The sequence below is a fragment of the Tateyamaria sp. GN1-10 genome (assembly GCF_055693845.1).
The window spans coordinates 3,156,500-3,176,583 of record NZ_JBVFUR010000004.1 but is presented as its reverse complement, the minus strand read 5'-3'; the positions used below and the strand labels follow the sequence as shown (position 1 = coordinate 3,176,583).

At 58.6% G+C, this 20,084-nt stretch carries 24 protein-coding genes and 1 pseudogene; 19 read left to right on the top strand and 6 right to left on the bottom strand.

What is annotated here, in order from left to right:
• Window positions 1-39: 39 nt before the first annotated feature.
• From ACZ1HN_RS17800 to ACZ1HN_RS17780, 5 genes and pseudogenes are all read left to right on the top strand, one after another.
• Window positions 40-2,231, top strand: a pseudogene (locus ACZ1HN_RS17800) (primosomal protein N').
• Window positions 2,232-2,334: 103 nt separating this feature from the next.
• The gene (gene ruvC, locus ACZ1HN_RS17795) at window positions 2,335-2,838 is read left to right on the top strand and encodes a crossover junction endodeoxyribonuclease RuvC (protein ID WP_472728455.1); all 504 of its coding nucleotides are present in this window, start codon (window positions 2,335-2,337) and stop codon (window positions 2,836-2,838) included.
• Window positions 2,835-3,494 carry a Holliday junction branch migration protein RuvA gene (gene ruvA, locus ACZ1HN_RS17790; protein WP_472728454.1) on the top strand — a complete coding sequence of 220 codons (660 nt, stop codon included), beginning with the start codon at window positions 2,835-2,837 and terminating at the stop codon, window positions 3,492-3,494. Before ruvC ends, ruvA begins: the two co-directional genes overlap by 4 nt.
• 39 nt (window positions 3,495-3,533) lie before the next feature.
• Window positions 3,534-4,568, top strand: a complete 1,035-nt coding sequence (gene ruvB / locus ACZ1HN_RS17785) for a Holliday junction branch migration DNA helicase RuvB (protein WP_472729345.1) — start codon at window positions 3,534-3,536, stop codon at window positions 4,566-4,568.
• Between the two features lie 9 nt (window positions 4,569-4,577).
• Window positions 4,578-5,201 (top strand): hypothetical protein, encoded by a 624-nt coding sequence (locus ACZ1HN_RS17780; RefSeq protein WP_472728453.1) that lies wholly within the window; start codon window positions 4,578-4,580, stop codon window positions 5,199-5,201.
• A 156-nt stretch (window positions 5,202-5,357) separates the two neighbouring features.
• Here the strand turns inward: ACZ1HN_RS17780 and ACZ1HN_RS17775 are convergent, their stop codons facing one another.
• The 3 genes from ACZ1HN_RS17775 to ACZ1HN_RS17765 form a co-directional block, all read right to left on the bottom strand.
• Entirely contained in the window at window positions 5,358-6,503 is a 1,146-nt protein-coding gene (locus ACZ1HN_RS17775) for a lytic murein transglycosylase (RefSeq protein WP_472728452.1), read from the bottom strand.
• A 139-nt stretch (window positions 6,504-6,642) separates the two neighbouring features.
• The gene (locus ACZ1HN_RS17770; RefSeq protein ID WP_472728451.1) at window positions 6,643-6,894 is read right to left on the bottom strand and encodes a DUF6552 family protein; all 252 of its coding nucleotides are present in this window, start codon (window positions 6,892-6,894) and stop codon (window positions 6,643-6,645) included.
• Complete coding sequence (locus tag ACZ1HN_RS17765) at window positions 6,884-7,588, bottom strand: SDR family oxidoreductase (RefSeq protein ID WP_472728450.1); 705 nt, start codon at window positions 7,586-7,588, stop codon at window positions 6,884-6,886. The genes ACZ1HN_RS17770 and ACZ1HN_RS17765 overlap by 11 nt, the downstream gene beginning before the upstream one ends.
• Before the next feature lie 98 nt (window positions 7,589-7,686).
• Here ACZ1HN_RS17765 and ACZ1HN_RS17760 point away from each other — a divergent pair, with 98 nt between their 5' ends.
• From ACZ1HN_RS17760 to ACZ1HN_RS17730, 7 genes are all read left to right on the top strand, one after another.
• Window positions 7,687-8,604, top strand: coding sequence for a LysR substrate-binding domain-containing protein (locus ACZ1HN_RS17760; protein ID WP_472728449.1), 918 nt, complete (start codon window positions 7,687-7,689; stop codon window positions 8,602-8,604).
• A gap of 187 nt (window positions 8,605-8,791) precedes the next feature.
• The gene (locus tag ACZ1HN_RS17755) at window positions 8,792-9,022 is read left to right on the top strand and encodes a hypothetical protein (RefSeq protein ID WP_472728448.1); all 231 of its coding nucleotides are present in this window, start codon (window positions 8,792-8,794) and stop codon (window positions 9,020-9,022) included.
• A 72-nt stretch (window positions 9,023-9,094) separates the two neighbouring features.
• On the top strand, window positions 9,095-9,532 hold the full coding sequence (locus tag ACZ1HN_RS17750) for a c-type cytochrome (RefSeq protein WP_472728447.1): 438 nt from the start codon (window positions 9,095-9,097) through the stop codon (window positions 9,530-9,532).
• 20 nt (window positions 9,533-9,552) lie between these two features.
• Window positions 9,553-9,894: a copper resistance CopC family protein gene (locus ACZ1HN_RS17745; RefSeq protein WP_299207620.1), complete on the top strand. Its 342-nt coding sequence runs from the start codon at window positions 9,553-9,555 to the stop codon at window positions 9,892-9,894.
• A 26-nt stretch (window positions 9,895-9,920) separates the two neighbouring features.
• Window positions 9,921-10,739 carry a copper resistance D family protein gene (locus ACZ1HN_RS17740; protein ID WP_472728446.1) on the top strand — a complete coding sequence of 273 codons (819 nt, stop codon included), beginning with the start codon at window positions 9,921-9,923 and terminating at the stop codon, window positions 10,737-10,739.
• 8 nt (window positions 10,740-10,747) lie between these two features.
• Entirely contained in the window at window positions 10,748-12,046 is a 1,299-nt protein-coding gene (locus tag ACZ1HN_RS17735; protein WP_472728445.1) for a multicopper oxidase family protein, read from the top strand.
• Window positions 12,043-12,468: a c-type cytochrome gene (locus ACZ1HN_RS17730; RefSeq protein ID WP_472728444.1), complete on the top strand. Its 426-nt coding sequence runs from the start codon at window positions 12,043-12,045 to the stop codon at window positions 12,466-12,468. The genes ACZ1HN_RS17735 and ACZ1HN_RS17730 overlap by 4 nt, the downstream gene beginning before the upstream one ends.
• A gap of 180 nt (window positions 12,469-12,648) precedes the next feature.
• Here ACZ1HN_RS17730 and ACZ1HN_RS17725 read toward each other — a convergent pair whose 3' ends face one another.
• Window positions 12,649-13,056 (bottom strand): RidA family protein, encoded by a 408-nt coding sequence (locus ACZ1HN_RS17725; protein ID WP_472728443.1) that lies wholly within the window; start codon window positions 13,054-13,056, stop codon window positions 12,649-12,651.
• A 97-nt stretch (window positions 13,057-13,153) separates the two neighbouring features.
• Here ACZ1HN_RS17725 and ACZ1HN_RS17720 point away from each other — a divergent pair, with 97 nt between their 5' ends.
• On the top strand, window positions 13,154-14,071 hold the full coding sequence (locus tag ACZ1HN_RS17720; protein WP_472728442.1) for a LysR family transcriptional regulator: 918 nt from the start codon (window positions 13,154-13,156) through the stop codon (window positions 14,069-14,071).
• A gap of 205 nt (window positions 14,072-14,276) precedes the next feature.
• On the opposite strand, the gene ACZ1HN_RS17715 is transcribed toward ACZ1HN_RS17720, so the two are convergent.
• Window positions 14,277-15,404 carry a Hint domain-containing protein gene (locus ACZ1HN_RS17715; protein ID WP_472728441.1) on the bottom strand — a complete coding sequence of 376 codons (1,128 nt, stop codon included), beginning with the start codon at window positions 15,402-15,404 and terminating at the stop codon, window positions 14,277-14,279.
• A gap of 49 nt (window positions 15,405-15,453) precedes the next feature.
• On the opposite strand from ACZ1HN_RS17715, the gene ACZ1HN_RS17710 reads away from it, so the two are divergent.
• Window positions 15,454-15,840: a hypothetical protein gene (locus ACZ1HN_RS17710; RefSeq protein WP_472728440.1), complete on the top strand. Its 387-nt coding sequence runs from the start codon at window positions 15,454-15,456 to the stop codon at window positions 15,838-15,840.
• 664 nt (window positions 15,841-16,504) lie between these two features.
• Here the strand turns inward: ACZ1HN_RS17710 and ACZ1HN_RS17705 are convergent.
• On the bottom strand, window positions 16,505-17,401 hold the full coding sequence (locus ACZ1HN_RS17705; protein WP_472728439.1) for a LysR family transcriptional regulator: 897 nt from the start codon (window positions 17,399-17,401) through the stop codon (window positions 16,505-16,507).
• Window positions 17,402-17,500: 99 nt separating this feature from the next.
• On the opposite strand from ACZ1HN_RS17705, the gene ACZ1HN_RS17700 reads away from it, so the two are divergent.
• The 5 genes from ACZ1HN_RS17700 (at window position 17,501) to ACZ1HN_RS17680 (ending at window position 20,075) form a co-directional block, all read left to right on the top strand.
• Window positions 17,501-17,809, top strand: coding sequence for a hypothetical protein (locus ACZ1HN_RS17700; protein ID WP_472728438.1), 309 nt, complete (start codon window positions 17,501-17,503; stop codon window positions 17,807-17,809).
• Between the two features lie 4 nt (window positions 17,810-17,813).
• Window positions 17,814-18,200, top strand: coding sequence for a YybH family protein (locus tag ACZ1HN_RS17695; RefSeq protein ID WP_299699086.1), 387 nt, complete (start codon window positions 17,814-17,816; stop codon window positions 18,198-18,200).
• Window positions 18,201-18,269: 69 nt separating this feature from the next.
• Window positions 18,270-18,701 (top strand): hypothetical protein, encoded by a 432-nt coding sequence (locus tag ACZ1HN_RS17690; protein WP_472728437.1) that lies wholly within the window; start codon window positions 18,270-18,272, stop codon window positions 18,699-18,701.
• A 24-nt stretch (window positions 18,702-18,725) separates the two neighbouring features.
• Window positions 18,726-19,112, top strand: a complete 387-nt coding sequence (locus tag ACZ1HN_RS17685; RefSeq protein ID WP_472728436.1) for a YybH family protein — start codon at window positions 18,726-18,728, stop codon at window positions 19,110-19,112.
• Window positions 19,113-19,136: 24 nt separating this feature from the next.
• Window positions 19,137-20,075 carry a pyridoxamine 5'-phosphate oxidase family protein gene (locus ACZ1HN_RS17680; protein WP_472728435.1) on the top strand — a complete coding sequence of 313 codons (939 nt, stop codon included), beginning with the start codon at window positions 19,137-19,139 and terminating at the stop codon, window positions 20,073-20,075.
• Window positions 20,076-20,084: the final 9 nt, after the last annotated feature.

The window sequence follows — 20,084 nt, the reverse complement described above, 5'->3', positions numbered from 1 at the left end:
GGCGGGTGAAGACTGAACCCCTCATATGTTGGCGCTAACATGACGCCCTCGTTTTTTGACGAAGGCATGCTGGTGGCCGTGATGACCACGCAACCGCTGGACCGGGCGCTGGATTACAAGGCGCCCGAAGGGGGTTGCCATCTGGGCGCCTTTGTCGAGGTGCCACTTGGCCCCCGCAAAGTGCTCGGCGTGGTGTGGGGAGCCGGCAAGGGCGACTATGACTACAACAAGGTGCGGTCAGTCCTGCGGGTGCTGGACGCCGCCCCCATGCGGGACGAGATGCGCGCCTTCCTGGAAAAGGCCGCAGCGTACACGCTCACACCCATGCCCGCCATGCTGCGGCTCGCCACCCGCGCACCGGGGCTGGGCGATCCACCGTCGATGCGCAAGGTCTACCGCCGCGGTCCATCCGAACCCGATCGGATGACGGATGCTCGCCGCCGCGCGCTAGAATTCCTTAGCGAATACGGTGATTTGTCATTCACACTTAAAGAGCTCGCAGAGCTGTCGGGCGTCACATCCTCCGTCATCAAGGGGCTGGTGAAGCAAGGCGCTGTCGCCGAGGAAGACAGCCCCCGTGATCTGCCATTCCCGCCCATGGACCCCGCCCGACCGGGCAAAGAGTTGACGGAGGATCAAGCAAGGGCAGCAGGGCATATCGCCAAGGCCGTGCAATCCGGTGCTTACGGAACAACGCTCCTGCGAGGTGTCACCGGATCGGGCAAGACCGAGGTTTACCTCGAAGCTGTCGCCGCCTGCCTGAGCGCAGGACGGCAAGCGCTTGTCCTCCTGCCGGAAATCGCCCTGACTGCCGAATTCCTCAAACGGGTCGAGGAACGGTTCGGTGCGCGCCCCGCCGAATGGCACTCGGGTGCGACCATGACCGAAAGGCGGCGTATCTGGCGCATGGTGGGCCAGGGCAATGCGCAACTGGTGATCGGCGCGCGTTCAGCCCTGTTCCTGCCCTATCAGAACCTCGGCTTGATCGTCGTGGATGAGGAACACGATACCTCCTACAAGCAGGAAGACGGGGTACTCTACAACGCGCGCGACATGGCCGTGCTGCGGGCCTCGCTGCTCGGGGCGCAGGTGGTGCTGGCCTCTGCCACGCCGTCGCTCGAAAGCTGGGCGAACGCTGAAAGCGGCAAGTACACGCGGCTGGACCTCGAAGCGCGCTTTGGGCCTGCGGTCATGCCCACGATGCAAACCATCGATATGCGTGCTGAAAAACTACCCTCGAACCGCTGGGTCTCCGAAGAACTGAAACGCGCGGTCGAGGCGCGGCTGGCGGCAGGCGAACAGGCCATGTTGTTCCTGAACCGGCGCGGCTATGCCCCCATCACCCTGTGCAGGGCCTGCGGGCACCAGGTCGGATGCGATCAATGCGATGCGCGCATGGTCGAACACCGGTTTCTCAAGCGTCTGATGTGCCACCAATGTGGCGAGACGAAACCGATGCCAACCATCTGCCCCTCCTGCGAGGCCGAAGATCGGATGGCGCCCGTAGGCCCGGGTGTCGAAAGACTGGGTGAGGAAGCAGTCGAACTGTTCCCGGATGCCCGCGTGGCGGTGCTGAGTTCAGACATGTACGGCTCGGCCCGTGCGCTCAAGGCCGAGATCGAAGGGATCGCCGAAGGCGCTGCTGATGTGATCATCGGCACGCAACTGGTGGCAAAGGGGCACAATTTCCCAAACCTGACTCTGGTAGGCGTCATTGATTCAGACCTTGGCCTGCAAGGGTCAGACCTACGTGCCGCGGAACGGACATTCCAACTGATGCGGCAAGTGGCTGGCCGGGCGGGCCGTGCAGAAAAGCCGGGCACGGCACTGTTGCAGACCTATCAACCGGAACACCCGGTGATCCGCGCCATTCTGGCGGGGGACGAGGAAGGGTTCTGGCGGGCTGAGGCCGCGCAACGCGAGGCGGCAGGCGTGCCGCCTTATGGCCGGATGGCGGGGATCATCCTCAGCGGTCCGGACGTCGCACAAGTGTTCGACGCCGCCAACGCACTGGCGCGGAACACCAGCGCATTGACCCGGGTGGGCGCGCAGGTCTTGGCCCTGCGCCTGCGCCCATTGCCCGCGTTCGCGGACGGCACCGGGTGCGGCTGCTGGTCAAAGCGGGCAAGGGTGTCGCGCTGCAAGGGGCGATTGCGCAATGGGTGGGGCAGCTGCGGCTCAGGGGTGACTTGCGGCTAGCCGTCGATATCGACCCGCAAAGCTTCTACTGACGGACACGGCGCACGGCACGTGCGCCTTACCTCTTGGCGGATGTTCGCGTTTCGTGCTACTGACCGTAAAAAGCCAAAACAAATCGGGCGAGGGCAGCACATCATGCGAATCTTGGGGATCGACCCTGGCTTGCGCCATATGGGGTGGGGGATCATCGATTGCGACGGTCCGCGCTTGCGCCACGTTGCCAACGGCATCTGCCATTCGACGGGCGATGACCTGTCCTTCCGCCTGCTCAGTCTGTTTGACCAACTCAGCGCCGTGATCGCCGACCACGCCCCGCAGGCGGCAGCCGTCGAACAGACCTTTGTGAACAAGGATGGCGCAGGCACCCTGAAGCTGGGACAGGCGCGGGGCATCGCCATGCTGGCCCCGGCGCGTGCAGGGTTGTCGGTGGGCGAATACGCCCCGAACGCGGTCAAGAAAACGGTTGTGGGCGTGGGCCATGCTGACAAGCGGCAGGTGGCGCACATGGTCCGCGTGCAACTGCCCGGCGTCGATATCGTCGGACCGGATGCAGCCGATGCGCTTGCCATTGCCATCTGTCACGCCCATCACGGTGCGGGGCAGGGGCTAGCCGCTGCCGTCGCGAGGGCGCGTGCATGATCGGGAAACTCTCGGGTCGGATTGACTACAAAGCTGGTGATCACATCCTGATCGACGTGCGCGGCGTGGGCTACATCGTCTATTGCTCGGACCGGACGCTGGCGGCGCTGCCACCGGTAGGTCAGGCCTGTGCGCTGTTCACTGACCTCGTGGTGCGCGAGGACTTGATGCAGCTTTTTGGCTTCCCGACGCTTGCGGAAAAGGAATGGCACCGCCTGCTCATGTCCGTGCAAGGGGTAGGGGCCAAAGCTTCACTCGCCATCCTCGGCACGCTTGGAACAGACGGCACCAGCCGCGCCATTGCCTTGGGCGACTGGAACGCGGTGAAAGCGGCCAAGGGCATCGGTCCCAAGATCGCGCAACGGATTGTATTGGATCTCAAGGACAAGGCTCCGTCGGTCATGGCTATGGGCGGCACGGTGGCCGAAGCAACCGGCGATGCCGTTGCCGAAGCTGCCGCCGAGGTGATTGAACCCACGCCAGCTTCTGCTCCGCCGTCCTCTGCACAGGCGGATGCGCTTTCGGCTCTGGGCAATCTCGGCTACGGCCCGTCCGATGCGGCCGCCGCCGTCGCCCAAGCTGCCGGAGAGGACCTGGGCGCGGACACGCCCGCCCTGATCCGTGCGGCGTTGAAACTTCTGGCACCGAAAGGGTAGGGGTGGGCGGACGACACGTCCGCCTTACGAAGGAAGATGATGACCGACGCCTCTGATCCCACCCTGCGCGGAGCGCCGATGCCTGACGATGATGCGGGCGGTTTCGACCGTGCGCTGCGTCCACAGCTTCTTGAGGATTTCGTGGGGCAGGCCGAGGCCCGCGCCAACCTGCGTGTCTTTATCCAGTCCGCCAAGCAGCGGGGCGAGGCGATGGATCACACGCTGTTTCACGGCCCGCCCGGTCTGGGCAAGACGACGTTGGCGCAGATCATGGCGCGCGAGTTGGGCGTCAACTTTCGGATGACCTCCGGCCCGGTGCTGGCCAGAGCCGGTGATCTGGCTGCCATCCTGACCAATCTCGAAACGCGTGATGTGTTGTTTATTGACGAGATTCATCGTCTGAACCCGGCGGTCGAAGAGGTCCTCTATCCCGCGATGGAGGATTTCGAGCTAGACCTCGTGATCGGTGAAGGCCCGGCCGCCCGGACGGTTCGGATCGAGTTGCAGCCCTTTACCTTGGTGGGGGCCACCACCCGCATGGGTCTGCTGACGACGCCCTTGCGGGACAGGTTCGGCATTCCGACTCGGTTGCAGTTCTACACCGAAGACGAATTGTTCACGATTGTTGAACGCAACGCCCGCACCCTCGGTGCCCCTGCCGATGAAGGCGGCGCCCGCGAGATCGCCCGCCGGGCGCGTGGCACCCCTCGGATCGCGGGACGCTTGTTGCGACGGGTGGTGGATTTTGCCGTGGTGGATGGCGATGGCCGCGTCACGCGGGAGCTGGCGGATTCCGCTCTGACACGGTTGGGTGTGGATCATCTCGGGCTGGACGGTGCAGACCGTCGGTATCTGAAACTTATGGCGGACCACTATGGCGGCGGACCGGTCGGCGTCGAGACTTTGAGTGCGGCGCTGAGCGAGAGCCGTGATGCATTGGAAGAGGTCATCGAACCCTACCTTCTCCAGCAGGGTCTGATCCAACGGACCCCGCGGGGACGGATGCTGGCGCAGCGGGCGTGGCGGCATCTGGGGCTTGAGGCGCCGAAATCATCGGGCGACCTGTTCGACTAGGATATGCATATGAAAGCAGATGATATTGAAGCGCTGTTCAGGCGGGAAAGCGGTGATTATGCCTTTGCCCGTTGGGGTCGTCCGATTGCACCTGTGGTGTTTGGGGTGCAGGACGAAACCCTTGGCACGATCAAGGGCGCGGTTGAGGCGGTGTGCCAGTTGGCGGGTCACGAGACGGCTGAGACGGATCCCGAACTGGGGTCGAACTTCATGTGGTTCTTCTTTTCCGACTGGGCCGAGTTGCCCGAGGTTCCGGGGTTGGACAGGCTTGTACCCGATCTTGAGCCGTTGGTGACGCGGCTGCAAAAGGCCGACGCGAACCAATACCGGATCTTCCGGTTTGATAAGGCGGGTGCGATCAAAGCCTGCTTTGTGTTCCTGCGGATGGACCAGCATCTTAGCAAGGTCCCCGCGGAGACGCTGGCTCTGAGCCAGGTGGTGCAGTCGATGCTGCTGTGGTCCGATCTGGCCTTCCGTGACCGGTCGCCGTTGGCTGTTGCGGGAGAGGCGACGGTGCTGCGGCCCGACGTCGCGGTGTTGATCCGCGCGGCCTATGATCCGGTGATGCCCGTTGCGGCCGATGACGCGTCCCATGCATTGCGGTTGAGTGCGCGTGTGACAACCGCAAGCTGATTTGTCCCCGCGGGGACAGCTTGTTCGGTCCATCCACAAGATTTCAATCGGTCTGTGATCCTCGTGCCCTTTTAAGGGCTTGCGACAACGCACTGTAACACAAGCAGAAATTAACCATGCGCAACCCATGCTGGCGCCGAGGACGGGCGGCGCGATCTAGCCGCCCAAAGACCGCAGCAACTCAACCGATGGATCCCCCGTGGCGGGCAGGCCGCGGCTGGTCTGGTAGGCGCTGATCGCCGCACGGGACTTTGGCCCCAGAACACCATCTGCGCCGTCCGTGTCAAACCCTTGCGCTGTCAGGCGGCGCTGCAGATCGACGCGGTCATCCTTGGTCAATCCGTATCGGTCGGGCGGGAAACTGCCACGCAAGCGGCCGCCGCCAGCGATGCGGTCGGCCAGATGGCCCACACCAATCGCGTAGTTGTCGGAGTTGTTATACGTCTTGATGACCCGGAAATTGCGCGTGACGGCAAAGCGTGGCCCGCCGGGTTGGGGCTGGATCACGGTGCCTGCGGCGTCACCCGTTACTTCGCGTCCCCAGCTTTGGCCCGATTGCCAGCCGTTGCGTGACAAATATGCGGCGGTCGAAGCCAGGCTGTCTGAGGGATCATCTGACCAGATATCGCGCCGTCCGTCGCCGGTGAAATCCACGGCAAATGCCTGATAGGATGTCGGGATGAATTGCGTGTGTCCCATGGCCCCGGCCCAGGAGCCGGTCATGTTGGCCGGGCTCACGTCGCCTGATTGCAGGATGCGCAGCGCCTCGATCAATTGCTTTTCAAAGAAGGCCCCGCGCCGTCCGTCAAACGCAAGGGTGGAGGTGGCCGAGATCACCGGCACATCGCCGCGCCGTTCGCCATAAAAACTCTCCAACCCCCAGATCGCGGTCACGATATTGGCGGGTACGCCATAGCGCGCCTCGACCGCGTTCAGAGTGCTGCGGTGGCGGGCATAGGCAGCGCGACCCTTGGACACGCGTTCGTCCGAGGCTGCGATGGACAGGTAATCTTCGAGCGTGCGGGTAAATTCGGTCTGGTTGCGGTCGCGTCGCACAACGCCCGGCAAATAGCCGGTGCCACGGAACGCGGCGTTGAGCGTGGACTGTGAAATGCCTGCGCTCGCGGCCCTGCCGCGGAAGCTGGCGACCCATGCGTCGTAGGCGGCGTTGGGGGTGGGGCGCAGGTCTGCTGGCAGGCCCGTGCTGCTGCTGCCGATGCGTGTTGCCGTGGTGGTCGTGGCGCAGGCGGAGAGGGTCACGGCGCCAAGACCGAGAAGGGCAGTTCTGCGGGTGAGATGCATGCGTTGCCTGTTTTTTTATTGACTGCTGAGTGGAGGGTAGCCTGTGGAAGAGGTTGTGCAAAGGCCACGTGCGCTTGTCGGCGGTTTCGTGGCGTTTTTCTGGGGGTGGTGCGTGCGTTCCTGTGGCGGCTTTCGCGTTCTAGCTGCTCGTCATACCTGCGATCATTGCGCCAAGCGCAACAAGGTGGACAAGCATCAGCGCTTTGTCGTTCCACAATGCTCCGACCGCGAACCAGCCAATGACACCAACGAGAAACAGATAGAGATTCCACGGCGTCCAACCGAACCCGGTGGCGGTGTAGCCCATGATCTGAACCGCAGATGCCCCCCATTTGACGGCAAACACAAGCCGATCCCGGGACGAGCCGATGACAACGGCTTCAGACGGCACGGGTCAGCCCGCCGTCGATGCGCAGGTTTTGCCCTGTCATGTAGCTGCCGTTCTCAGAGGCAAGCCACGAGATCAAAGAGGAAACTTCAGCCGCATACCCGTAGCGACCCATGGGGATACGCGCCTTGCGATCTTCCGTTTCGGGCAAGCTGTCGATGAAGCCCGGAAGGACATTGTTCATGCGGATATTGTCTGGGGCGTACTTGTCGGAATAGAGCTTCGTAAATGCCGCCAGTCCGGCCCGGAACACTCCTGATGTGGGAAAAAGCGGATCGGGTTCGAACGCCGCAAATGTCGAGATGTTGATGATCGCGCCGCCACCTTGTGCCTGCATCACTGGCGTGACGAGCCTGGTCGGTCGGATCGCATTCATCAGATAGACTTCCATCCCGTGATGCCAGTCCTCGTCGCTGATTTCCAGGACCGGGCCTTTCGGACCGTGACCAGCAGAGTTGACCAACACATCGACGCGTCCCCAACGGTCCATAGCACCCTCGACCAACGCGGTGAGCGCATCGCTATCGAGATTGGAGCCTGTGACACCAAAACCACCAAGTTCGATACCAAGCGCTTCCCCCTTGCCGGAAGAAGAAAGGATGCCGACCATGAAGCCGTCTGCCGCGAGTTTGCGTGCGGCATCCGCGCCCATGCCGCTTCCGCCTGCCGTGACCAGCGCTACTTTTACTACAGACATCTCGTGCTCCTCTGTTTCGCCTTGCGATATCTAATTCGGCTGAAAAGGGAGATCGAATTAGATTTGATATTTCATAGCAGTAGAAATACTATTGCCACATGTCTGAACTTCCCCCGCTGAACGGTTTGCGCGCCTTTGATGCTGCCGGACGCCGGCTCAGCTTTCGTGCAGCTGCTGACGAGCTTGGCGTTACGCAAGGCGCTGTGGCTCAGCACGTCCGTCATCTTGAAGCGCATCTTGGCGCCACCTTGTTTGACAGGGTGCCAAAGGGTTTGGCTTTCACGACAATCGGTCGCGTCTATCACGCCCGCATTGCAGCCGTCTTTGCAGAACTCCGCGCCGCAACGGCTGACCTGAAGCCGGAGCCGGATAAAGTTTTGATCAGTGTCACGCCAACCTTTGCAGCCAAGTGGTTGATCCCAAATCTGCCACGCTTCACCGAAGCCCATCCGAATATCGACTTGCGGATCATGGCGACCGAGAAAGTCTCCAGTTTCCACAGTGATGGGATAGACTTGGCCATTCGCCAAGGGTCGCCACCATTTGGTGCTGCGCTGCAGGTTACCAGGCTGTTCAAACAGGAATTGGTTGCAGTTGCCGCGCCTCAGCTTGCGGGCGACGGACAGGAGCCGCTTGATCCCGATATCCTCTCAAGACAACCGAAGATACATGATACCCATGATCTTTGGCCGAGGTATCTTGCCAGTATGGGTCTTCACGATGCGGCGTCCCGAGGTCTTCGACTAAGCCAAACGTCGCTTGCGGTTGATGCTGCCATCGCTGGGCAAGGCGTGGCCTTGGTGAGCCGTTTTCTGGTGGCGCATGACCTTGAGGCGAGTCGTTTGGTCGAAGTCGGAGAGGCGTGGACCGCCGGAGGAAACGACTTTTACCTCCTCATGCAGCGCACGGCCAAACACAACGGGGCTGTGTTGGACGTCGTGAAGTGGTTTACATCGCATTCGGACGAGGGGAAATGGCAGCCATTGGGTCCTGAGAGCGGACATTCAACTGATTGATGCAAAATGTATTTTTTTCTTTCAGGGTATCATCCCAAGTCGTCGATTATCGGACAGTCTGGTCGGTGATCACGTTGGCATGACGCGACCAGATACGTGGGTCTGTCCTGCAGTGGCTGTAATTCCCGTTGCTACTCTTCGATCTCTTCAAGTTGCTTGGATGCTGCGGAAATGTTCAATCGGGGCGATGCTTGACATTCCAGTTACTGGAAGGATTGGGTTCCCACAACATGGGATCAAGACCAGGCCGCAGATAGTCCTCGATGGGGAACGCATTGGTGGTTTCGATGATCTGAGTGCGGATGTGGGCAAGCCGCCCAAAGCGAAAGATGCCACAATTCATAAACCTGTGGCGCTTTTCTCTGTCGCTGCATTGATGATGGTCGGCATGGCACTCTGGATGCTCTCAAAACTGTGATCTGATACCGTTTGACCCTCCACTGACTGGAAGGTGTAGCCATGGGAAGACGAGCAAGAAGCAAGAAAAATAATGAAGACAACCCTCTCAATCACAGCAGCCATCGCCGTCGGTTTCGTGGGATACGTGCTTTGGCCTGGCACCGACCAACCCACACCATCGCAAGAAGCCGAAGTTGCTGTCGCTGACAAGGCGTTGGCGGACATCGTTCTTCCAGACACTCTCTCTGTGAATGCGCAGATCGGCAAACGTGGCTTCGAAGCGAATTGTGCGACCTGTCATGGCACCAATGCAGTTGGTCAGGATGGAGTCGCGCCTCCATTGATTCACATCATCTATGAACCGAGCCACCACGGCGATGAGAGCTTTCAACGGGCCGTCACCATGGGTGTTAGAGGGCATCATTGGCCCTTCGGAAGCATGCCTCCGATCGAAGGTCTCAACCGTGGAGACGTTACGATGATCACGGCGTATATTCGTGAAGTACAACGGGCCAACGGCATCAACTGATGGCTCTGAAAGGAACAAGAATGAAGAAGACCCTCCTGACCAGTATCACATTGATCTGGGCAACTGCAGCGGCTGCGCATTCACCATTGGAATCTACAGTCCCCGTGAATGAGGCCGTTGTTGAAGAAGTCCCAAGTGAGATCGTCCTGGACTTCAAAGGCAACGTTCGTCTCACCCGTGTAACGCTGACCCACGCAGCGCATGAAGCTGACCTCGACCTGGATGGCTTCAACGGGTTCGTTTCGGACTACACAATCCCGATGCAATCCATGGGTGCGGGAACCTATCAGATCGAATGGCGTGGCCTTGGTGACGATGGTCACACCATGAATGGGACCTTCAGCTTTACGGTAGAGGAATAGTGCCGGGCATCTGGGGTTTGGCCACGATGGCCACGAAGTTGCTGCTGTACCTTGGGGTGCTGACATCCGCAGGGACAGTCTTTGCGGTTGTCATGTTCAAAGTTTCGGGCGTCAGGACCTTTGCCAGCATCTTTGCTGCTGTTGGTCTGGTCGCTGCGGTGCTTGGGCTTTTGCTAGGCGGAGCCGCGCTGACGGGTGATGCCAGTGGCATGACCGATCCAGAGATGTTGGGATTGCTTTGGGCGACCCCTGTAGGAACGGCCCTGGCCTATCGCTTCGTTGGTTTGGCACTCGTGATCGTCGGACTTCCGCTTGGTCGTCCCGGGCTTTGGGCATCGGCGCTGGGTGGTCTACTCGCACTTTGGTCATTCGCCATTGTTGGGCATATTCCCGACCGCGAACTGATTTGGCTGGATGCCCTGCTGCTGATCCATCTGATCGCCATGGCAATGTGGGTTGGCATCCTGACACCGTTGAGGCGGCTGGCAAATGTCGGGGCTGCACCGGAGACCGCTGACCTCGGCCAACGCTTTGGCCGTCTGGCTGTATTCTTTGTTCCCCTGCTCATTCTGATGGGGCTGGTGATGAGCTATATCCTCGTTGGATCAATCAATGCGCTTCTCGGCACGGGATATGGGCAGGCCCTGATCGTGAAGGTGTTGCTGGTGGGGGTTCTGCTCAGCCTCGCAGCCCTAAACAAGGTGCGCTTTGTTCCCAAGCTGATGGCGGGTGAAGCCCAGGCCTCTGAACATCTATCCCGCTCCATCTCTTTTGAGTGGATTGCGGTCGTTGCTATCCTGCTGACGACCGCCATTCTGACATCTGTACTGACGTTGCCATCGTGAGGATTGCCATGAACCGCCGCCAATTTCTTGCCAGTTCCGCCGCTATTGGGTTGCTGCCGCGTCAAGCCATTGCGCGATCGTCGATGTATCGCCTGCGGGCCGAAGAGGTCACAAGTCAGGTCCTGCCAGCCGGCGACGGAACAACACGCATGTTGGGCTTCAACGGCTCAATGCCGGGTCCGGAACTTCGTGTGCGACGTGGCGAACGGGTGACCATCGATGTCGAAAATGGCCTGGAGGAAGGCACCGCTGTTCATTGGCACGGCATACGGCTTGAAAACAGCATGGACGGGGTGCCGGTCCTCACCCAGAACATCATTGATCCAGGCGATACCAAAACCTACAGCTTCGTGCCGCCTGATGCTGGCACGTTCTGGTATCACTCTCACTACATCTCTCACGAACAAGTCGCCCGGGGGATGATGGGGCCGCTGATCGTTGAAGACGATGAACCAGTCGATGTGGATCATGACATCACGGCCATACTCTCCGACTGGTTGATGGAGCGGGACGGTGCTCTGATCGAGGAATATGCAGACGGCCATAGCGTCGCCCATGCGGGGCTTCTGGGCACATTTGCCCGGGCGTTCTTCTCGCCCAGCGACGTCAGGGTTGGCGATCGGATCAGACTTCGCCTCATCAATGCAGCAACGAACCGGATCTTTCCACTTGCGGTGACCGGGGCCACGGGTCGCATCGTTGCCTTGGACGGTATGGCCCTACGTGAACCACGCGCGTTCGATCAAATCATGATGGCGCCCGCGCAGCGGGTCGATCTTGTTCTCGATGTGTCAGGTTCGGTGAAGCTGGACATGATGAGCAGGCAAGGCCCCTATGAGCTTGGCACTATTGAAGCCGAAGGAATGAATGCGGCCCGTCAACCTGCACCCATCGCTGCTTTGCCTTCACATGCCATTCCTGCGGCCGCTGATCCCAGCAAGCATCTGACGTTGCGTATGATGGGCGGTGCGATGGGTGGGCGTCACGGCGGTGACAACATCTGGGCTTTCAACGATGTTTCTGATCTCCAATCTGCGCCTTTTGGGGCATTCAAACGAGGCGAGACGGCAAAGATCACATTGGTGAACGACACGTCCTTCCCGCACGGCATCCATCTACATGGTCACCATTTCTATGAGTTGGGTGAAGACGGCAGCTCAGGAGATCTCAGAGACACTACGCTGGTATTTCCCAACCAGAGCCGCGACACCCTTTGTACCTTCGACAACCCGGGCAAGTGGATGCTGCACTGTCACATGCTCAGTCACGCAGTCGGGGGCATGCGAACATGGGTGGAGGTCGTATGAGACGGCTGGCGGCAATTTTTTTGGTGTTGGGAACTCCGGGATTTGCCGATCATGAGTTGTTGGACCGCGATATCATCGCGGGTCAAACGCTCTACCAAGCGCAATGCGCCGCGTGCCATGGAGCGAACCTTGAAGGGCAGCCAAATTGGCGATCACCGAATGATGATGGCGTATTGCCGGCCCCGCCTCATGACGAGACAGGGCATACCTGGCACCACGACAATCAGCTTCTGTTTGAATACACAAAGCTTGGCGGTCGAGGTGCTCTGGCAACCCGGGGCGTCACCGATTTCAACAGCGGTATGCCCGCCTTTGAAGGTGTCATTTCTGACGACGAGATTTGGGACATTTTGGCTTACATCAGATCAACATGGCCTGAGCGGGTGCAAGAGATGCATGCCAACCGTAACCCGCCGCACTAGCTTGGCGGCTCGCTGAGTTTACAAGTACGTGACAGCTCCCTTTTGATGCAGTGGTTGGCGAGCTATGGATCATCACACCCTTCCAAAAGCGCATATCGGCCCAGGCCAACCCCGCGTCACTTCGATGACGGGCTGGTCGCGTGTACGGGATGTCAGGGGTGCGCGTTTCCCAGGCTCTGGTCATGCCGCGACTTGCACCACCATTTCCACCTCGATCTGAAGATCTGGACCTGCCAAGGCGGCCACGCCGATGCCGGTCAGGCTTGGTTGTGCGCCATCGAGGAACCGCAGGATGCCACCCATGGCGATGTCTTGGGTATCGTCCCGCAGATCGGTTAAATAGATGCGCATCTGGACGATGCCGTCGGTCGATGCCTGAAGGGCTTCGAGCGCTCCTTTCAGGTTCTCGACGACGATAGCGGTCTGTTCGGCCAAAGACGCCGGTGGGGGTGTTCCGTCAGGTCGCCAGGCCACCTGACCTGACACGAAGGCCAGCGCGCTAGGACGCACAATCGAGATTTGCGAGTACCCGACCTTCCCGGAGTCCGGCAGGGCTGGTGGGTTCATACGATCAATTGAAGCGGACATATCTGCCTCCTTTGCCGATTGTCATGGCAAAAGACTTAGACATTGCGAGTGGCGAATTATGTTCGTCTCAGTCCCGATCAAAATGCTACAATTTAACATGATCGGATCGAAGGTGAATGACATCCTCCTCTTTCTTTCGGTGGTTGAGACCGGAAGCTTCGTTGGAGCGGGCAAGATGTTTGGGCTATCGCGCTCGACTGCCGGGAAGGCCATAGCACGTCTTGAAGAAGGATATGGCGCCCGGCTTTTGAACAGGAATACACGCGCGCTGGATCTCACCGAGGAGGGAAAGCGCCTCTATGAACATGGGCAGGCCATTCGTGGGGCGATCGAGGCCGCTGACAGCAGTATCGCCAGTGACAGTGGGGTTCCGCGCGGTGTTTTGCGCATTACGGCGCCTGACGCTTTGGGACGCAGACTGTTGCTGCCGACGGTGCGCCGGTATCTGGAAACCTGGCCCGAGACACAGATCGAGATGGCGCTGTCGGATCGGGTCGACAACATCATCGAGAAGGGCTTTGATCTTGCGATCCGGATCGGTGTGAGCGCGCCCGACCAGGGGTTCATTGCGCGGACACTCATGCGGGATGAAGCGATCTTATGTGCGGCCCCGGACTATTTTGATGGGCGTGACCGTCCCTTGAACATCGAACAGCTCACGCGTCACGATCTGCTTCAGTTTGCCAGCCGCGGCGAGCGGCAGGGCTGGCATCTGCAAGAGGAAGACGGCACCTGCGTCCGCGCCCAGGGTCAGGTCCGCCTGCGACTCGACAGTGCCGAAGCCCTGCGTGCAACGGCTTTGGATGGTCTCGGTATCGCCTTGCTACCACGGCTTCTGGTTGGGTCCGACATTGCAGAGGGCCGTCTTGAGCGGGTTCTGCCTCGGCTCAGCCATGGCCAGATTCCAATCCTCGCACTCTATCCCCACAAGCGTCTGCTGGAGCCACGTGTCCGTCGTTTCATCGACATGCTTGGTGAGGATCTCAAGGCGCTTCGTTCAGGCAAAGCACGCTAACGCATCTGATAGTCCTTGCGATGCAGAATTTGGGAGTAGTTCTGGGCTCTAGGGAGCGCAGGTTACGAAAATGCCTGAACTGCGGCTTTGAGCCCATTTCATCGAATGATGCCGAAGGATCGAAGGACCAGTATGCAGAGGTTTCGAGCAAAACTGCGCGCTCGTCAGCGTGCCACTTCAAAACACAAATATGAGGCGATTAAAGCTAATTGAATAGCAGTACTTGGCCTTCTTTCACAGTAAGCGATCGTCTCGCCACCGGCCCATAGCTTCCGTCGAATGCACTCAGTTCCGGGAAAACCTCCAGCAGCTCAGCCCTTGGTTTTTCGTCCAGCACGCCAAGACCAAAAGACCCCGGGTGAAAGCTCTCTGTCCATGCGCCTTCCGAATTAACAATCTCATGTTGATCGAATAGTATGTGGTAGTAGTGGACAGCACCTGGGTCGCATACTTCAGCAGCACCTGGGTCACCAACAAGGCTTTTGGCAGGAGCCAGCACCTCTGAGCTCCCATACATCAGTTCTGCATTGGGGCCGCTCAACAGAATTCTATGCTGTGGTGAAACGAGAAGGTCATTCTCAGGATTGTTTGGGCCAAGTGCCCCGGCACGGACACGGACTGGTGCAAGATGTGGGTTCTCCAAGATATCGAAGCGCGTAAATGATTTGCAGCCTATCCATCTGACCTTTTGGTACCCGTTGTCTCGCGTGACAATCAGGTCTCCGACCTTGATGTTCTCAACAGAAACTTGCCCGCTCTGCGTAAGGATTTGAGTTCCATGCGCGAAACACACGACGTCAAAGGCAATGTCGCTTATGCCAACTTGACCCGTCCGGGACGTCCCCGGAGCCCTGAGGAAAGACACTTCCAAGCGAACGATCGGTTGATCGATTGTAACGGTAACCGAGTCTGGCGCACCGGTTGTGTTGTACCCTCCGCTTGACGCACCGGTTGCACGAACCGTGTTTGCATCATCCAGCACATGATACGCCTCCAGATCAGAAAACGTTATCGGAACGGAATTCCCGTCTTCGTCAAACGCAAGCACTTGAACAGTGTCCTGAAATTGAGTGCCGACGGCATCGACGTCAAAGATTTCGAAGCTCATGTTCTCAACGGGCGCATCGAATGAAAAAGTTGAAGTGCGTGGATCAGTCGTAAAACTACTCGCGGCTGAAATGTGGCCCCCAGCACCTCGGTTGAAAATCCAATCGCCTCGCCCAATCGGATTATCGGAATCGATATCGACAGTTACCGAATCTGTGCCATCCGTTATGACAACATCGTCTGCCGAAGGCGCCCTGATGGTCGCCCAATCCAAAACCAATGGCATTACAAACGCCCCCACGTTGAAAAAACAATGGACATGGTTAACATGATTCGTGCATCGGTTGTGGAAACAATTTGACGCATTTGTAGCTGGTTGGGAAACAATGGGGATCAACAATATGGCCGCCTACTTGATGCCACGGGAGACACGCGAAGCTCTCTCGGAGTCTCTAAAACGTGTGAAAGAGAAAACGACTGTCGTTGAGTCTTTGGCATCGGATTTGGTGTTTGCCGTGATCTTTACCAGTGAGGAAAAGACGGAGTTTGGCAATAGCGCGGATGCGCCGTTGGCTTTATCCACCCAAGACGCGGCAGTATTCGAGAGTGTCATTCCTGAGTTCTCAGGTAGAACGAGGAACTATGTGCGGGTTACCTCAAAAAGAGCGCGTCGTGCGTTTGATGCTTTTTTTGATACCAATGCGGACGGGTCAGATTCCTGATGGGCTAGGGTCATTGCAATCGATCGACAACTTATGCGTTGGTGTTATCGGACAATTCCAAACACTCACGATCATCGTTCCATGAAATCGCGGTATCGACTGGTGCTAAAAAAGCAAACCTTCTGCGAACTCAGGCAAAGGACGGCTTTGTCCGCATCTAGTATGTTCTTTTGGTATTCGGCTTTGCGAACGCAGCGAATGTCTCGTGTGACGGGCCGTATCGCAGCAATCTGACGTAATGTTCAAGGTCGTCTTAGAGCCGAAGAACGACATCGTTGGAGACAGCCGGCGGCGGGTATCCTGCTATGCAGCCAAGGTCGGCGCTGAACCCGACCTGTGAATTCGAGTTTTCCGCTGCGTGCGCACGCATCATTGCGATCGCCGCTATCCGGCGCTGCGTATTCCCAGGCAGACGCCGCAATATTTTCAATAGCAATACCGCAGGTCGACAGTGAAGTGGATACGTAACCCCGGCCGAAGCCAGTCCATGCGAAACAGGGCTGGCTTATCGGACCATTGATGAAATTTTCTTCCATCGAGTGCCTGGTTAGCAGAGTTGCGTTTTGCGTCAGCTGCCCGGTTTACCGCGCTCTGCTGGACCAATTGGGGTAAGGTCACCGCCCACATATTGACGCGCACTGAGTTGCGTCATCTGCTTTTCGGACTAGGACGTTCCTGCCTTTGCCAAATCGATAAATGCCCGCAATCGACGCGTCATATGTCGCTTGCTTTGGTAGTTGATCGAATAGCGAGGCATCGGTGCGAGATGAGACTTGAGCACCTCGATCAAGTCATGGTTCGCTATATAAGGCGCAGCAATTTCGCGGTAAACATAAGCCAACCCCAATCCTTGTGAGGCATAGTGCAAAAGTGAGCGCATATCGTTTGCGACAAGCCTTGGCTTTGGCTGAACAACGTATGATCCATCCGGTCCCTTGAAGCCCCATGGAGCCAACCGATCACCTTGTCCAAAGGCGTAACAGATGGTGTCGTGTTCCATCACATCGCTCGGATGCATCGGGGTCCCGCGTTGCTCCAAATAGCTGCGGGCGGCCAAAATTGTCATGTTCAATTCTGGTCCAACTGGAACCGCGTGCGTATCCGGGGCCATCATGGTTTGGGATCGGATCGCCGCATCAATGCCGGATGTCAGCAGGTCCACCTTTTTGTCATCGTAGATGATCTCTGTCTGAACGGTCGGATAGGCCGCTGCAAAACGGGCAATCAGATCGTCGAGGAAAAACGGCCCCGCACTATAGGGGGCCGAAATCCGCAATGTCCCACTCACCTTGTCCTTTTCTTCGTCCAAGGCGTTGATCGCCCCTTCAAGATCGGTAACGGCTGGCAGGCTGCGTTCATAGAACTGTTCGCCGATTGGCGTCAGCGCGACCGCGCGCGTGGATCGTTCGAACAACCGGACACCTAGCCGGTCTTCAAAACGCTGAATAGCCTCGCTAACGGACGCGGGGGCTTGGTTCAGATGTTCTGCGGCGGCGCGGAAACCACCACGACGAGCAACTTCGACAAATACGCGGATATCTCCGAAGCTGTTCCGACTCATTGTTTGTTTTTCCGATCACTATGTCAGGAAAGGGGCGGGTTATCCTTACGCTACCAGTCCCCTAACTTCATGGCAAGCCACAGAAACAAGGAGCTTGCCATGACAGTCATCACTGAGATTTTCGTTTTGAAGATGAAGGACAGCGCGCATGTTGATGCGGTCCGCGAGGCTGCGCGCAAGGATTTTGTGGCATTGGACGGTGTCACGTCTTGGGAAACGCTGGTGTCCGTCGACCCGAACAAACCGACGCTTTACACCGACATCTTCACGTTCCCGGATCATGAAACCGCCAAACGCGTGACCCCTCAATTCGCGGAGCGGTCCGCAACCCAAGCCTTTCTGGCCGAAATTGACGAAATCATCGTCGGCCAGTTTTTCAAAGCTCACAACCCTCAGACAACGGAGTAGACCCATGAGCGTACGTACAGAAATCGAAGCCGTCATCAACACCTGGAACGGCGGCCTGGACGGCGGCGACATCGAGCAGATGGTCAGCACTGTGCACCCCGACACCGTGACCGTGAATGAACGCCAACCCGTCACTGTCGGTGCACAAGCCATCCGTGACAAATACAACCCCCGCATCGCGGCGGCGGAAATCACATCCGGTTTCGACATCGAAACCCTGACCGAATTTGGCGACACCGTTGTCGTCGTGGGCCGCTTCTATGGCACCATGAAGATGCGCGACACCGGCGATGTGCGCAGCCCCGAAGGCCGTCTGGCTCTGGTTTACCAGCGGGATGAAAACGGTGCGTGGAAGATGATCCTCGACATGGACAACAACGGTCCCCAATGAACCGCGCTGGCCGCGCCAGACAAGGCGCGGCCGCCTCTCTCCCCAGTCGGAATTTCACAGGAGTTCGAGATGTCTGCGCTTGAGATCGTCACCAAGGAAATCGTTGATTTGCATGATTTCTTCACCCGGTGGTTCAACGGTACCGTGGACCGTGCACAGCTTGCACCCAAGTTCCTGTCGCATCTGGATGACAACGTCATCTTCATCCCGCCAGAAGGACACATCCTGACAGGTGAGATGCTCAAGGGCGGGTTCGACAGCGGCTATGGCTCGAACACCGATTTCCGCATCCAGATCCGCGATGTCACCATCCGGCAGGAAATCGGGGATCTGATCATGGCGACCTATACCGAATGGCAGGTCGGCGCCACGCAGTCGGCCCACAAGAATGCCCGCGTCACCAGCGTTTTGATGAAAATGACCAGCCCCGTCACGTGGCTGCACATTCAGGAAACCTGGTTGCCCGATGACGTGCGCGACGCCGGTTCCTTCGACTTTTAATCCAAACCAACCAGAGGCTTACCCATGTCCCAATACATTGCAAAACGTCCCCGCGACATCGCGGATTGCGTCAGCGCCTATCTCCAGGAAGGCGATCTTGACGGTATCACCACCATGTTTCACCCCGACTGCCAGATCTTCTTTCCGTCTGATCAACCACCACTCACGGGGCTGAGCGGTGCACGCAAAGCGTTTGAGGAGTTCATTGAGCTCAAGCCGGCCATCAAAAGCGATGTGTTCTGCGAGGTGATCAACGGCGATGTCGCCCTGCTGCGCGCCAATTGGAGTGTTGTTGCGCCAGATGGCTCGCTCATGGCCGAAGGGCAGTCCACAGAAGTGGCCAAAAAGCTTGAAAACGGCGGCTGGGGCTACCTGATCGATTGCCCGAACGGCCCACCCGCTTTGTCCTGATCACCACACGACCGGAGGATTGCCATGACCGTCAAACATTTCCACGAAGGTGAGCTGCGCCTGCAAAACCAGGTTGGCATGCGCGAAAAGATCGATGTGCTGACCAAGCACCTGATGTGGGATCACATGCCGGATCAACACCGCGAATTTTTTGAAGGGCTGGAATATATCTTTCTGGGCACGGTGGATCAGGCGGGCCTGCCCCACGCCACGATCTTGACTGGACCCCAAGGGTTTGCATCCTCCCCTGACCCCAAGACGTTGACCATCAGGACAGACGACCGCGCTGGATTGCCTGCCTTTGATGGGCTTGCCATCGGCCAGCCGGTCGGCGTCTTGGGGCTGGATTTGTCGAACCGGCGGCGCAACCGGATGCACGGGCGCGTGTCAGCGATAGATGATGGGCAGATCAGCATCACGGCTGTTCAGAGCTATGGCAATTGCCCGAAATACATCAGTCTGCGGGATATCTCTGTCCGTAACGTGGCCCCTGCGCCGGCCACTGTGACGCCGCAGCCTCTGTTGGAAGCCGCCGATATCGACTTGATCGGCAAGTCGGACACCTTTTTTATCGCATCCTATGTGCAGGACGGCTCTGGCGCGCCCTATGAGGGGGTCGATGTCAATCATCGTGGTGGGCAGCCGGGCTTTGTGTCGGTGGACAGTGCCACCCAGATCACGATCCCTGACTACCGCGGCAACGATCTCTACAACACCTTTGGCAACCTGCTGCTGAACCCGGATGCGGCCCTGTTGTTCATCGATTTTGAAACGGGCGACCAGCTACACATGCACGGCACGGCTGCGCTGATCGAAGATTCTGACGCAGCCGCAGCCCATCCCGGTGCCTTGCGTCTGTTGCAGGTCACAATCACGAGTGTGACCCGCCGTAAGGCCGCCACTGGGCTGAGGTGGCAATTCATCGAAACATCGCCCGTCAGTCCCGACCTGAGCCAGCACTAGGAGCCGAGC